This window comes from Streptomyces hainanensis (assembly GCF_004348415.1).
GTDB lineage: Bacteria > Actinomycetota > Actinomycetes > Streptomycetales > Streptomycetaceae > Streptomyces > Streptomyces hainanensis.
This window is the reverse complement of record NZ_SMKI01000204.1, coordinates 1-13,249: the sequence shown is the minus strand read 5'-3', so window position 1 is coordinate 13,249 and position 13,249 is coordinate 1. Positions and strand designations below refer to the sequence as shown.

Here is a 13,249-nt window from a genome sequence, read left to right as displayed (position 1 = left end):
GGCCTCGAACAGCATGGCGGCCGCACCATCGAAGGCGTCGGCGTCCGAGTGGCTCAGCGGATCCTGGCGATGACCTGTGCAATCTGGCACAACCGCACCATCGGCGCACCCATCACCAGGTCACTGATCGCCTACGACCACTGAGCCACATCGGAACTATTCGTCTAGGACACTCACGACACCGGCTTGCGGTAGACGAGGAGGTAGCGCCAGAAGAGGAGGCGGCGGACGCGGTGGCCGGGCAGCAGCTCGGCCGCCCGGCGGCGGATCTCGGGGAGCGGCAGTTCGGGCCGTGCGACCGGCGCCCTGGGCGGGGCCTGGCGGCCGCGCAGCCGGTCGCCGGCCCCGACCACCAGGCGGGCCGCGGCATTGCTCGGCACGGCGGCCAGGGCCACGGCGTGGTCGGCCGCGGTCCGCTCCGGGTAGCAGCCGAGGATCGCCAGCACGCCGCCGGGCGCGAGCGTGTCCCGCAGCCTGGCCACGGTGTCGAACGGCACGTGGTGGATGCTGGCCAGGCAGGAGACGAAGTCGTAGTGGGCGGCGGGCAGTTCCATCGTGGTGATGTCCGCGTGGACGAAACGCGGCCCGCCCGTACCCGACGGTGCCGTCGCCTCGGCCGCCTCGATGACCTCCGCGGAGGGGTCGACGGCGTCCACCGTCAGCCCCCGCTCGGCGAGCCGCCCGGCGAACCGCCCGGTGCCGCAGCCGACGTCCAGCGCGGCGCGGGCGCCGGGCGGCAACTGCCGTAGCAGCAGCCGGTGGTAGTGGTCGTTGTGGTCGAACGGCATGCGCCGATCGTAGTGCCGGGCCATAACCGGTGGCCCTCCGGTCGGCGGGCGGACAGCATGGGTGCCATGAGGATCGGAACCCTGGAGACCGGCAGGCTGAGCCTCCTGCCGCTGGCCGTCGCACACGCGGAGGAGATGGCCGGGGTGCTCTCCGATCCGGCGCTGCACGACTTCACCGGCGGCGCCCCCCACGCTCCCGAGGCCCTGCGAGCACGGTACGAACGCCTGGTGGCCGGCTCCCCCGATCCCGCCGTGACCTGGTGGAACTGGGTGATCCGGCTCCGCGAGGCGGACCGCCTGACCGGGACCGTGCAGACGACCCTCACCGCCGCCGGGCGGGGGCACGTCGCCGAGGTCGCCTGGGTGGTGGGCACCCCGTGGCAGGGACGCGGCATCGCCACCGAGGCGGCACGCGGACTGGTCGCCTGGCTGGGGGAGCGGGGCGTGCGGGAGATCCGCGCCCACATCCATCCCGACCACCACGCGTCCGCCGCCGTCGCCGCCGCGGCGGGCCTGGCTCCCACCGACCGGTGGCAGGACGGCGAGATCAGGTGGGAGCTGACGCCCGGGCGGTCGGGTCAGACGCCGGGGGCCAGCAGGTAGTGACGGCCGTCGGGGCTCCTGGTCAGCCAGCCGTCGTCGACGAGGTGGCGGCGGAGCGCCGCGCAGTCGTCGTGCACCCGGAGCAGCGCCTCGTTGACCTCGCGCTCGTGGTAGGTGCGGCCCGGCTCGAAGAGGGTGTCCGCCAGATGTTCGAGCAGCTGGCGGCGCCGGGCCTGGCGACGGGGGATCGCGACGAGCCGGCCGCTGGCGAACAGCGCCTGGACCCCGTGCGAGCCGCTCTGCTCGTCGCTCATCAGGTTCCCTTCTCGCGACGGACGTTCGGCGCCCAAGGCTGCCAGGGCCGCCGGCCGCGCGCAGCCGGTTTTCGGCCGCGTCCGGCCGGCCGGCGCGCCCGGGACAGCGGCTACGCCGTCGCCAGGCCCGCGCCCGGGATGGCGGCCAGCAACTCGCGGGTGTACTCGGACTCCGGCGCCGCGAACAGCCGGTCCGGGGTGCCGCTCTCCACGATCCGGCCCTCGCGCATCACATGGACCCGGTGCGAGATCATCCGCACCACCGCCAGGTCGTGGCTGATGAACAGGTAGCTGAGGCCCAACTCGCGCTGGAGCTCGGCCAGCAGCTCCAGGATCTGCGCCTGCACCAGCACGTCCAGCGCCGAGACGGCCTCGTCGAGCACCACCAGTTCGGGGGAGAGGGCCAGCGCGCGGGCGATCGCCACCCGCTGCCGTTGGCCGCCGGACAGCTCGTGGGGCAGCCGTTCCGCCATCTCGGCCGGCAACGCCACCTGGTCGAGCAGCTCGGTCACCCGCTTCGCCCGCTCCGCGGCCGTGCCGATCCGGTGCACCTTCAGCGGCTCGGCGACGGTCCGGGCCACGGTGTAGCGGGGGTCGAGGGAGGCGTAGGGGTTCTGGAACACCGGCTGCACCCGGCGGCGCAGGGCGAACAGCTCCCGCCGGCCGAGCGCCGCCATGTCGGTGCCCTCGAACAGCACCTGCCCCGAGGTCGGGCGCTCCAGGCCGAGCAGCAGGTTGGCCGTGGTCGACTTGCCGGATCCCGACTCGCCGACGATCGAGACGGTCTGGCCGCGCGGGATGGTGAACGCCACCCCGTCCACGGCGGTGAAACGGTCCGTCACGCCGCGCCCCGCGCCCCGGACCGGGAACACCTTGGTCAGTCCCCTGACCTCGACCAGATCCCGGGCCTCGGGTCCCGGCGCCGCGGCCTTGACCAGCGAGGTGGAGGAGAGGCTGGGCGCCGCGTCGAGGAGCCGGCGGGTGTACTCGTGCCCGGGCTCCGCCAGGATCCGGCCGGCCTCGCCCGACTCCACGATCTCGCCCCGGTACATCACGGCGACGGTGTCGGCACGCTCGGCCGCGAGACCGAGGTCGTGCGTGATGAGCACGACGCTGGTGCCCATCTCCTCGGTCAGCGCGTCCAGTTGGTCCAGGATGCGGCGCTGCACCGTGACGTCGAGCGCCGACGTCGGCTCGTCGGCGATCAGCAGCCTGGGCCGGCAGGCCAACCCCATCGCGATCAGGGCCCGTTGCCGCATGCCGCCGGAGAACTCGTGCGGATACTGGTCGGCCCGCCGCGCCGGATCCGGGATGCCGACGAGCTCCAGCAGCTCGACCACCCGCGCCCTGGCCGCCTTTCCGGCGGCCCGGCCGTGCACGATCAGCGCCTCGGCTATCTGGTCGCCGATCCGCATCAGCGGGTTGAGGTTGGACATCGGGTCCTGCGGGACCAACCCGATCCCGGCGCCGCGCACCCGGACCATCTCCCGCTCGCTCAGCTCCGCCAGGTCCCGCCCCTCGAAGAGGATCCGGCCACCCGTGACGCGACCGCCGGGCGGCAGCAGCCGGTTGATGGCGGCGGCCGTGGTCGACTTGCCGGAACCGGACTCGCCGACCACGGCGACCGTCCGGCCGGCCGCCACCTCGAGCGAGACGCCCCGGACCGCGGGCACCTCCACGCCGCCCGAGCGGAAGGAGACCGAGAGGTCGCGGATGGACAGAACGGGGGCTGGGGTTTCCATGGTCACCTGTTTCGGGTGGCGCGCGCAGCGCGCGGTGGTGCGGGGTGGGGCGAGGCGGAACCGAGGGCGTCGCCGGCGGTCGCGCGCGCCCGCGCCCACAGCTCCTCGGTCGGCACCGGCCGCCCGGGCGCCAGCAGCCGGCAACTCGCCAGCGCGAGGCCGATCCCGCGGCCCGGCACGAAGCCGACCGCGCAACCGGTGAAGCCGGGATGGCCGAGCAGCGTGACGCGTTCGGCGCCGACGGTCAACTCGTAGCGGCGGAAGCCGAGCGACTGCCCGGCGTCCGGTCCTGGCGCGAAGAACTCCTCGGCCACCTCGGGCCGCCACAGCCGGTCGTGCTCCGCGTAGTCCGCCAGCGCGGTCGCGAACCCGACCAGGTCGCCGAGCGGCGCGAACAGGCCCGCGTGGCCCGAGACGCCGCCGAGCGCGTGGTGCGCGTTGCCGTCGTTCGGCTCGCCGGTGACGGGCGTCCGCCGCCAGCCGCCGAAGTCGGCCGCACGGAACGGCACCGGGTACGGCGTGCCGGTGTCCACCATGGCCAGCTCGACGTCGTCGCCGCGGGCGCTCGTCGCGACCTCGGCGCCGGCCGGCCGGCCGTAGCGGGTGGCGGACAGGCCGAGCGGCCGGGTCACCAGGTCCGCCACGGCCGCCGCGAGCGGCTGCCGGGCGGCCGCCTCGACGACCTGGCCGAGCAGCATGAACCCCAGGTCCGAGTAGTGGCGTTCGCGGCCCGGCGGATAGCGGAGCGGCAGCTCGGCGGCGTACCGCAGCGCCGCGTCCCGGCCGCCGCCGGTGGCCGCGTAGAGCGGCCACCACTCCCAGAGGCCGCCACGGTGCAGCAGCAGGTCGCGGACGCTCACCGCGTCCTTGGGGCCGCCGGCGAACGCCGGCACCAGGCGGCGCACCGGCTCGTCGAGGTCGACGAGCCGGTCGGAGACCAGCCGGATCAGCGCCGTGGTGGTGGCCACCACCTTGGTCACCGAGGCCAGGTCGTGGTGGGTGGCCGTGGTCATCGGCGCCCCGTCGGGCGACCGGGTGCCCGAGGCCACCTCGACGACGAGACCGGGGGCGTGCAGCGCCAACGCCGTGCCCGGCGGCCGGGTGTCGGGCGGCAGCTGGTCGACGAGCCGACGCACCGGCGGCAGCAGCGTGTTCACGGAGCCGCCAGCTCGCGGGTCAGCCGCACCTCGGGCTCGCCGAACTCCTCCTGGACGCGCGTCGCACCGTCCGGGCGCCAGCCCTGGCGGCGGTAGAACGCGAGGGACGGCCCGTTGTCGCGGAACGCCCACAGCTCGGCCCGGCCGGCGCCGCCCGCGCGCAGCGCGCCGGTGGCGGCCGTGAGCAGGGCGGCGCCGACGCCCCCGCCCTGGGCGGTGGGCGCGACGTAGAGCGAGTGGATCAGGCCCGTGGCGCCGTCGTCCGACGGCGCGAAGCGGGTGACGCCGCGCACCTCGCCGCCCGGCGCCGTCTCGACCAGCACCTCGCCCGGCGCGCCGGCGGCCAACGCGCCGCGCCAGAGCGCGACGGCGCGCTCCCGCGTCATCGCGGCCACCAGCGCCGAGGGCAGCACCGCCGGGTAGCTCTCGTGCCAGCAGCCGAGGAAGACCGCGACGACCCCGTCGAGGTCGGCGGCGGTCGCGGGGCGGGGCGTCGACGTCACCGGGTGCTCAGCGTCAGCGCCTCGGGCGGCGCGGCCAGCGGCGCCGGCAGCGTCAGCGGCCCGGCGCCCGGGGTGAGGCTGCCCAGCACCCGCGGCCCGCGGGCGCCGGTGCCGGCCGCCACGGTGCCCGGCAGGCCGTGCGCGGTGCACCAGCCGATCAGCGCGAAGGCGATGGCCTCCTTGGCGTCGGCCGGCGCGCCGAACTCGTCGGTCGTCGACAGCCGGACGCCGGGCAGCGCCGCCCGCAGCCCGTCGAGCAGCACCGGGTTGTGGCAGCCGCCGCCGGAGGCCACCAGGGCGTCGACGCCGGCGGCCGACACGTCGCGGGCCACCGTACGGACCGTGAGCTCGGTGAGGGTGGCCACCAGGTCGGCGGCCGTCGGCGTGACGCCGGCCGAGGCCACGGCGCGCGCCGTGTAGTCGCCGTGGAAGTGCTCCTTGCCGGTGCTCTTCGGCGCCGGCAGCAGGTAGTACGGGTCGTCGAGCAGCACCGCGAGCAGCCGCTCGTCCACCGTGCCCGACGCGGCGATCCGGCCGCCCGCGTCGTAGCCGGCCGGATTCAGGCCCGCCGCCAGCACGGCCGCGTCGATCAGCGCGTTGGCCGGGCCGATGTCGTAGGCGTAGAGGTCCGAAGGGCCGCGCAGCACCGTCATGTTGGCGATGCCGCCCAGGTTGAGCGCGGCCGGCGTGCCGCCGAGCCCGGCGAGCAGCAGCCCGTCCAGGTAGGAGACGAGCGGCGCGCCGTGGCCGCCGGCCGCGACGTCCCTGGCCCGGACGTCGGAGAGCACCGGCACGCCGGTCCGCTCGGCGATCCAGGCCGGCTGCCCGATCTGCAGGGTGCCCAGCGCCCGCCCGCCCTCCACCCAGTGGAAGACGGTCTGCCCGTGCGACACGATCAGGTCGACGGGCCCCGCCGCCTCGACGGCGGCCGCGGCGGCCGCCGCGAACTCCTGCCCGATCAGGGTGTCGAGCTCGCACATCTCGGCGAGGCTGGTGGCGGCCGGCGGCAGCGCCGCGATCAGCCGCTTGCGCAGCGGGTCCTGGTAGGGGGTGCTCGCGGTGTACTCCACCGCGCCGTGCAGCGCCCCGTCCGTCGGGGTGAACTCGACCAGCGCGGCGTCGATGCCGTCGTGCGAGGTGCCGGAGATCATGCCAAGAACCCTCATCGGGCGCGTCCTCCTCGGTTTCGTGGGTCCAGCGCGTCGCGCAGGCCGTCGCCCAACAGGTTGAGGCCGACGACCAGGAGGACGACCGCCACGCCCGGCGCGATCATCGTCCAGGGGGCGATCTCCACCAGCGTGCGGGCGTCGAAGATCATCGAGCCGAGCGACGCCGCCGGCGGCGGGGTGCCCAGGCCCAGGAAGCTCAGGCTGGCCTCGGTGAGGACCGCCCAGGAGAGCGAGAGCGTCACCTGCACGATCACGATCGACCCGATGTTGGGCAGCACGTGCCGGAAGAGGATCGAGAGCCGACCCTGCCCGGTGCTGGTGGCGGCCTTCACGTACTCGATCTCGCGCAGCGAGAGCACCGGGCCGCGGGTGACCCGGACGAAGATCGGCGCGTAGACGACGGCGATGGCGACCGCGACGGTGAACCAGTTGCGGTCGAACACCGAGGCCAGCGCCAGGGCGAGCAGCAGCGGCGGGAAGGCGAACAGCACGTTGGTGAGGCCGCCGATCGCCGTGTCGGTGAAGCCCCGGAAGAAGCCGGCGACCAGGCCGCCCAGGGTGCCGACCACGGTGGCCAGCGTCACCGCCACCACCGAGATCAGCACGGAACTGCCGACCCCGGCGGCCACCCGGGAGAACACGTCGCGGCCGAACTGGTCGGTGCCGAAGAGGTGTTCGCCGGACGGTGAGAGCAGCCGGTTCGGCGGGTCCTGGGCCACCGGGTCGTACGGCAGCAACCCCGTGAAGGAGAGCAGCCCGGCGACGGTGAGCAGCCCGACGAGCACCAGCCCGACGACGCCGCTCGGGCTGCGCAGCACCGCGCGCAGCCGGCCCGCCCGGCGGGTGGCGGGAACCGCGATCGGGGCGGTACGCGTGAGGTCGGTCATGCGGCACGCACCCTCGGGTCGATCAGCCGGTAGGCCAGGTCGGTCAACAGGTTGACGAGGACGAAGGCGGCCGCGATCACCAGCACCGTGGACTGCACCAGCGCGTAGTCCTTCTGCTGGATCCCCAGCAGCACCTGCCGGCCGATCCCGGGCACCGAGAACACCTGCTCCACCACCACGGCCCCGCCCAGCAGGTAGCCGAACTGGAGCCCGACCATGGTGACGATCGGCACCAGCGCGTTGCCCAGCACGTGCCGGACCTGGAGCCGGCGGGCCCCCACGCCCTTGGCGCGCGCGGTGCGGACGAAGTCGTTGGAGCGGACCTCCAGCACCGCCGTCCGCGTGGTGCGCATGATCGGAGCGGCGATGCCGAAGCCGAGCACCAGCGAGGGCAACAGCAGCTGCTGGAGGTTGAGCACCGGATCCTCGAACAGCGGGGCGAACGCCTGGCCGTTGGGGTTGAAGCCGAAGTTCGAGGCCAGCACCGAAAGCAGCGTGGTGGCCAGCAGGAACGCCGGGATGGACAGGCCGGCCAGGCCGACCAGCTGGCCCGCGGCGTCGCGCGGCGAGTCGGGCCTGGACGCGGACAGCATGCCGAGCGGGATGCCGATGAGCAGCGCGATCAGGATGGCGAGCAGGGCGAGCTCGAAGGTGACAGGCAGCGAGCGGAGCGTCAGTTCGAGCACGCTCTCGTGGGAGCGCGTCGAGTACCCCAGGTTGCCGGTCAGGAGGTTGCCGAGCCACGAGAAGAACTGCAGCACCAGCGGCTGGTCGATGCCGTAGTACGCCTCCAGGTCACTCCGCTGCGCGGGAGTGAGCGCCGCCGCCTCGGTGCCGAGGGCGGCCGTGATCTGGTCGCCCGGGATGGCGCGCAGCAGCACGAAGACGAAGACGGCGACGCCGAACAGGGTCGCCAGGGCGGCGGCGGCCCGCCGGGCGACGGGATGGTGGGTCAGGGTGCGGAGCATGGTTACGCGGATCTTTCCCGCCGCGGGGGGCGGCGCCGGACTGCCCGGACGCCACCCCCCGCCGCAGACCTAGGAGGTGAGGGCCGTCGTGCGGAGGAACCGCAGGGAGCCGTTGGGCATCGCGGTGAAGCCCTGCACCGACGAGGTCATCGCCGTGTAGCTGTAGCTGGTGAACATCCAGATCCAGGCCGCGTTCTCCTCCAGGTGGGCGGAGATCTGGCGGTAGATCTCGCGGCGCTCCTCCGGGTCCTCGACGGAGCGGCCCTCGGCGAAGAGTTCGTCGAGCTCGGGCGAGCTGTAGCCGGCCACCGCGTTCAGGTTGCCGTCGCTGGTGAAGTACCGGCCGTACATGCCGTTGGGGTCGGGGTTGCCGCCGTTGAGCGCGACCGCCGCGTCGAAGTCGCCCGCCACCCAGCGGTCGACGTAGGCGCCGGACTCCAGCACCTCCAGCTCCAGGGTGATGCCGGCCTCGGCCAGCTGCGCCTGGATGTTCTGCGCCTCGTTGACGGAGGTGGCGTACTCGCCCTGGGAGACGATGGCGTCGATCGTGACGTCCGACCGGCCCGAGTCGGCCAGGTACTCGGCGGCCTGGTCCAGGTCACGCTCGGGGCACGGACGCGCCTGCGGGTCGGAGCGGTAGGCCGGGGAGGTGATCGGCCCGGTGACCTCGCCCTCGCCGAGGGCGGCGGTGTCCAGCACCTGCTGCCGGTCGATGGCGCACTGGACGGCGAGCCGCACGTTGACGTCGGCCAGGTCGCCGCGGGTCGCGTTGAGCATCAGGGCGTGGTAGCTGAGCTGCGCGGTGGGGTCCACCGTGACGTCGCCCGACTCGGCGGTCTGGGCGACCAGCGGGTCGTCGAAGACGGCCATCTGGACGTTGCCCGACTGGAGCGCCGAGACGATCGCCGACTCGTCGGGGATCACCCGGAACTCGACGCTGCCGAGGCCCGCCGGGTAGCCCCAGAACTCCTCGTTCCGCACCAGGGTGATCGACTGGCTGGACACCCGGTCGTCGAAGGTGAAGGGACCGGTGCCGTTGGGCTGGCCGTTCAGCTCCTCCTCGGTGTCGTCGGAGGAGAGGATCGACATGTTGACGGAGGCCAGGTTGGCCGGCAGGGAGGCGTCGGGGCTCGCCAGGTGGAGCTCGACGGTGTGCTCGTCGGGCGCCTCCACGGACTCCACGGCGGCGAGCGAGGACGCCGCGACGGCGGCCGTCGCCTCGTCCTTGATGCTCTCCAGCGAGAACACCACGTCGGCGGAGTCCAGGGCGCTGCCGTCCTGGAAGGTGACGCCGTCGCGCAGGAAGAAGGTGAGGGTCAGGCCGTCGTCCGAGGTCTCCCACTCCTCGGCGAGGCCCGGCACCACCGTCATGTCCGAGTCGAGCTCGGTCAGGCTGCCGTAGATGTTCTCCAGCACGTTGACGGCCTGGAACTGGGTGGCCTTCCAGGGGAACAACGTGTCGGGGTCCGAGGTGACGCCGATAACCAGGTCGCCGCCGGCCGGCCCGTCGCCGTCGGACGAGCCGGAGTCCGAGCAGCCGGCGAGCACGAGCGAGAGAGCCGTGGCCCCGCTCAGTGTCGCCAGGGCGCTGCGGGCTATCCGCGTTCTGTGTGACATGGGATTCCTCAAAGCTGTGGGTGGTACTCAGCCGCGCACGGTATCGAGTGACGTCCGGAGCGTGACACCAAGGCGTCTGCGCAGCGGAACTGTCAGAAACTTACCTTCAAGAAATCACTGGTGTAAATATGTTCCCCGTACAGCCTTGCGAGTTGGGTTCGGACCGCTAGCGTGGGCCGGCGCGCGCCGACGGGCGCCGGAAGGAAGGAACGAGCGTGGGCGATGAAGCCACTGAACGGCCGGACTCCAGGACGGTCCTGGTGCGGATGCGGGCGGCACTCCCGTCACTCCGCCCCTCCGAGCGACGCATCGCTCAGGCGTTCCTGGACAACCCGGCCGATTCGGCGCGCCTCTCCATGGCCGACCTCGCCGAGCGCTGCGGCACCTCGCCGACCTCCGTGGTCCGCTTCTACCGCCGCATCGGCTACGCGCACTACCGGGACCTGCGCATCGACGTGGCGCGCGAGGCCACCCGGGAGAAGCTGGCCCACGCCGACCTGCCCGCCGTCTCCGGCGACATAGACCGCGACGACACCCTGGAGCAGATCATCTCCAAGGTGGCGACGAACGGGACGCTGTCGATAGCCGACACCATGAACGCCCTCGACCGGCGGGCCCTCGCCCGGGCCGTCGAACTGGTCGCCGGCGCCCGGCGGGTCGACGGCTTCGGGGTCGGCGCCAGCTCGTTCGTCAGCCTCGACCTCCAGCACAAGCTGGTCAGGATCGGCCGCACCGCACTCAACTGGCGCGACTCGCACGCCGCCAGGACGGCCGCGGCCACCCTCGACGGCTCCTGCGTCGCCATCGCCATCTCGCACTCCGGAACCACCATCGACACCGTCGAGTTCGTCGCCATCGCCCGCCAGGCGGGCGCGACGACCATCGCCATCACCAACCACGAGCGGTCACCGCTCGGCGAGGTGGCCGACGTGGTGCTCACGACCGCCGCCCGGGAGACCCGGTTCCGCTCCGGGGCGCTCGGTAGCAGGATCGCGCAACTCATGGTCGTCGACTGCCTTTTCACCGGAGTGGCGCAATCCTCGTACGACGCCTCCATGGCGGCGTTGCGCAACACCTACGCCGCCGTTCACTACCGCACCGTGGACGAGACCTGATGACCACCACGAGCACCCGGGCGCTGGACCGGCTCGCCGCAGCCCACGACGCCTCCCACTACCTGCTGGTGCCGGCCGAGGTGGCCACCCCGCGCGACGTCGGCGAGGTCGCGGCCCTGCTGCGCTCCGCCACCGAACGCGGCCTGCCGCTGACCTTCCGCTCCGGCGGCACCAGCCTCAGCGGCCAGGGCGTCACCGACGGCCTGCTGGCCGACACCCGCCGCCACTTCCGCCACGTCGAGGTCCTGGACGACGGCGCCCGGGTGCGCGCCCAGCCGGGCGCCACCGTCCGCCAGGTCAACGCCCGCCTCGCCAGGCACGGGCGGAAGCTCGGCCCCGACCCGGCCAGCGAGATCGCCTGCACCGTCGGCGGCGTCGTCGCCAACAACTCCAGCGGCATGGCCTGCGGCACCGAGCACAACACCTACCGCACCCTCGACTCGCTGGTCGCCGTGCTGCCGAGCGGCACCGTGGTCGACACCGGCGCGCCCGACGCGGACGCCAGGCTGCGGGCCGCGGAACCCGAGCTGTACGCCGGCCTCGCCGCGCTCCGCGACCGGGTGCGCGGCAACCCGGAGTCGGTGCGCGTGATCCGGCGCCAGTTCGCCATCAAGAACACCATGGGCTACGGGGTCAACGCCTACCTCGACCACGACGAGCCGGCCGACATCCTCGCCCACCTGCTGATCGGCAGCGAGGGCACGCTCGGCTTCGTCGCCGAGGCCACCTTCCGCACCGTGGCGGCGCTGCCGCACGCCGCCACCGGGCTCGCGGTCTTCCCCACCCTGGCCGCCGCCACCGCGGCGCTGCCCGCGCTCACCGGCGCCGGCCTCGCCACCATCGAGCTGATGGACGCCACCTCGCTGCGGCTCGCCCAGGCCGAACGCGACCCGGCCGCCGCCCTCGCCGCACTCCCGCCGGTCGCCGAACACGCCGCGTTCCTCGTCGAGTTCCTCGGCGCCGACGAGGCCGCGGTGGCCGCCGCCAGGGCCGCGGCCGAGCCGCTGCTCGCCGACCTCGACGTCGTCGCGCCCCTCGCCCTCACCGGCGACGCCCGCGAGCGGGCCGCCCTCTGGCAGGTCAGAAAGGGCCTCTACACCATGGTCGCCGGCGCCCGGCCCGCCGGCACCACCGCCCTGTTGGAGGACATCGCCGTCCCCGTGCCGGCGCTCCTCGACACCTGCGAGCGGCTGACCGCCCTGTTCGCCGAGCACGGCTATCCGGAGAGCGTGATCTTCGGGCACGCCAAGGACGGCAACATCCACTTCATGCTCAGCGAGCGGTTCGAGGAGCCCGCGGCACTCGACCGCTACCGCCGCTTCACCGACGACCTGGTCGACCTGGTGCTCGGCAACGACGGCACCCTCAAGGCCGAACACGGCACCGGCCGCATCATGGCCCCCTTCGTCCGGCGCCAGTACGGCGACGAACTGTACGAGGTGATGCGCGAGACCAAGCGGCTCTGCGACCCGGCCGGGGTGCTCAACCCCGGGGTGGTGCTCACCGACCGGGCCGACGCCCACCTGCGCGACATCAAGCGCGCCCCGGCCGTCGAGGAGGAGGTCGACCGCTGCGTCGAGTGCGGCTTCTGCGAGCCGGCCTGCCCCTCCCGCGACCTCACCCTGACGCCCCGCCAGCGCATCGCGCTCCGCCGCGAGGCCCGCGCCGCCGAAGAGGCCGGCGACACGGCGCTGCTGGCCGAGCTGGAGCGTGACTACGCCTACGACGGCGTGGACACCTGCGCCGTCGACGGCATGTGCCAGGTCGCCTGCCCGGTGCGGATCAACACCGGCGACCTGGTGCGGCGGCTGCGCGCCGAGCGGCCCCGCCCGCTGGAGCGGGCCGGCTGGAACCTGGCCGCCGGACACTGGGCCGGAGCGGCCCGCGCCGGCGGCGCCGCGCTCTCGCTGGCCGCCGCCCTGCCGACCCCGCTGGCCACCGCCGCCACCGCGGCCGGCCGGGCCCTGCTCGGCGCCGACACCGTGCCCGCCCACCACCCGGGGCTGCCGGGCGGCGGCGACCGGCGGCGGCCGCGCGCCGCCGAGCGGCCGGTCGCCGTCTACGTGCCGTCCTGCACCGGCGCCGTGTTCGGCCCGGGCGACGGCGGCGACGGGGTCACCGCCGCCTTCCTCGAACTCTGCGACCGGGCCGGCGTCCAGGTCACCGTGCCCGAGGGGATCGACGCCATGTGCTGCGGCACGCCCTGGAAGTCCAAGGGCCACGACCGCGGCCACCGGCGGATGGCCGACCGGGTGCGCCCCGCGTTGTGGGCCGCGACCCGGGAGGGCGAGCTGCCCGTGGTCAGCGACGCCGCCTCCTGCACCGAGGGTCTGGCCGGCCTGCTCGACGAACTGCCCGGCCCGGTGCGGGTGGTGGACGCCGTCGCGTTCGTCCACGACACGCTGCTCGACCGGCTCACCGTCACCGCCCCGTTGCCCTCCCTCGC

The 13,249-nt window shown here is 74.1% G+C and carries 12 protein-coding genes and 1 pseudogene; 4 read left to right on the top strand and 9 right to left on the bottom strand.

All coding sequences use genetic code 11. The features are described 5' to 3' along the window. A pseudogene (locus E1283_RS38855) lies at window positions 1-144 on the top strand (IS982 family transposase); the annotation flags it as partial. A gap of 29 nt (window positions 145-173) precedes the next feature. On the opposite strand, the gene E1283_RS19450 reads toward E1283_RS38855, so the two are convergent. Then, window positions 174-788 (bottom strand): class I SAM-dependent methyltransferase, encoded by a 615-nt coding sequence (locus E1283_RS19450; RefSeq protein ID WP_132819367.1) that lies wholly within the window; start codon window positions 786-788, stop codon window positions 174-176. A 57-nt stretch (window positions 789-845) separates the two neighbouring features. Between E1283_RS19450 and E1283_RS19445 the strand changes: the two genes are divergently transcribed. Beyond that, complete coding sequence (locus E1283_RS19445) at window positions 846-1,391, top strand: GNAT family N-acetyltransferase (protein WP_132819366.1); 546 nt, start codon at window positions 846-848, stop codon at window positions 1,389-1,391. On the opposite strand, the gene E1283_RS19440 is transcribed toward E1283_RS19445, so the two are convergent. The 8 genes from E1283_RS19440 to E1283_RS19405 all read right to left on the bottom strand — a co-directional run bounded on the left by E1283_RS19440 (window position 1,367) and on the right by E1283_RS19405 (window position 9,688). Beyond that, window positions 1,367-1,645 (bottom strand): DUF2087 domain-containing protein, encoded by a 279-nt coding sequence (locus E1283_RS19440; RefSeq protein WP_132819365.1) that lies wholly within the window; start codon window positions 1,643-1,645, stop codon window positions 1,367-1,369. The genes E1283_RS19445 and E1283_RS19440 overlap by 25 nt on opposite strands. A 110-nt stretch (window positions 1,646-1,755) precedes the next feature. Further along, window positions 1,756-3,387, bottom strand: a complete 1,632-nt coding sequence (locus E1283_RS19435) for an ABC transporter ATP-binding protein (protein ID WP_132819364.1) — start codon at window positions 3,385-3,387, stop codon at window positions 1,756-1,758. Window positions 3,388-3,389: 2 nt separating this feature from the next. Next, entirely contained in the window at window positions 3,390-4,544 is a 1,155-nt protein-coding gene (locus E1283_RS19430) for a serine hydrolase domain-containing protein (protein WP_165956181.1), read from the bottom strand. Next, window positions 4,541-5,047: a GNAT family N-acetyltransferase gene (locus E1283_RS19425; RefSeq protein WP_132819362.1), complete on the bottom strand. Its 507-nt coding sequence runs from the start codon at window positions 5,045-5,047 to the stop codon at window positions 4,541-4,543. The genes E1283_RS19430 and E1283_RS19425 overlap by 4 nt, the downstream gene beginning before the upstream one ends. Then, a complete protein-coding gene (locus tag E1283_RS19420) occupies window positions 5,044-6,213 on the bottom strand; it encodes an anhydro-N-acetylmuramic acid kinase (RefSeq protein WP_132819361.1) in 1,170 nt (389 codons plus the stop codon). Before E1283_RS19420 ends, E1283_RS19425 begins: the two co-directional genes overlap by 4 nt. Beyond that, window positions 6,210-7,103 (bottom strand): ABC transporter permease, encoded by an 894-nt coding sequence (locus E1283_RS19415; protein WP_132819360.1) that lies wholly within the window; start codon window positions 7,101-7,103, stop codon window positions 6,210-6,212. Before E1283_RS19415 ends, E1283_RS19420 begins: the two co-directional genes overlap by 4 nt. Beyond that, window positions 7,100-8,071 (bottom strand): ABC transporter permease, encoded by a 972-nt coding sequence (locus E1283_RS19410; RefSeq protein ID WP_132819359.1) that lies wholly within the window; start codon window positions 8,069-8,071, stop codon window positions 7,100-7,102. Before E1283_RS19410 ends, E1283_RS19415 begins: the two co-directional genes overlap by 4 nt. Before the next feature lie 69 nt (window positions 8,072-8,140). Next, complete coding sequence (locus tag E1283_RS19405; protein WP_132819358.1) at window positions 8,141-9,688, bottom strand: ABC transporter substrate-binding protein; 1,548 nt, start codon at window positions 9,686-9,688, stop codon at window positions 8,141-8,143. A 215-nt stretch (window positions 9,689-9,903) separates the two neighbouring features. On the opposite strand from E1283_RS19405, the gene E1283_RS19400 reads away from it, so the two are divergent. Next, window positions 9,904-10,803, top strand: coding sequence for a MurR/RpiR family transcriptional regulator (locus E1283_RS19400; protein ID WP_243744953.1), 900 nt, complete (start codon window positions 9,904-9,906; stop codon window positions 10,801-10,803). Next, window positions 10,803-13,249, top strand: a 2,447-nt coding sequence (locus tag E1283_RS19395; protein WP_132819357.1) for an FAD-binding and (Fe-S)-binding domain-containing protein, incomplete at its 3' end; no start/stop codon positions are given. The genes E1283_RS19400 and E1283_RS19395, both read left to right, overlap by 1 nt.

Coding starts and splice junctions, on each gene's coding strand:
- E1283_RS19450 (WP_132819367.1), bottom strand. CDS start 788: ATGCCGTTCGACCACAACGACCACTACCACCGGCTGCTGCTACGGCAG.
- E1283_RS19445 (WP_132819366.1), top strand. CDS start 846: ATGGGTGCCATGAGGATCGGAACCCTGGAGACCGGCAGGCTGAGCCTC.
- E1283_RS19440 (WP_132819365.1), bottom strand. CDS start 1,645: ATGAGCGACGAGCAGAGCGGCTCGCACGGGGTCCAGGCGCTGTTCGCC.
- E1283_RS19435 (WP_132819364.1), bottom strand. CDS start 3,387: ATGGAAACCCCAGCCCCCGTTCTGTCCATCCGCGACCTCTCGGTCTCC.
- E1283_RS19420 (WP_132819361.1), bottom strand. CDS start 6,213: ATGAGGGTTCTTGGCATGATCTCCGGCACCTCGCACGACGGCATCGAC.
- E1283_RS19415 (WP_132819360.1), bottom strand. CDS start 7,103: ATGACCGACCTCACGCGTACCGCCCCGATCGCGGTTCCCGCCACCCGC.
- E1283_RS19410 (WP_132819359.1), bottom strand. CDS start 8,071: ATGCTCCGCACCCTGACCCACCATCCCGTCGCCCGGCGGGCCGCCGCC.
- E1283_RS19405 (WP_132819358.1), bottom strand. CDS start 9,688: ATGTCACACAGAACGCGGATAGCCCGCAGCGCCCTGGCGACACTGAGC.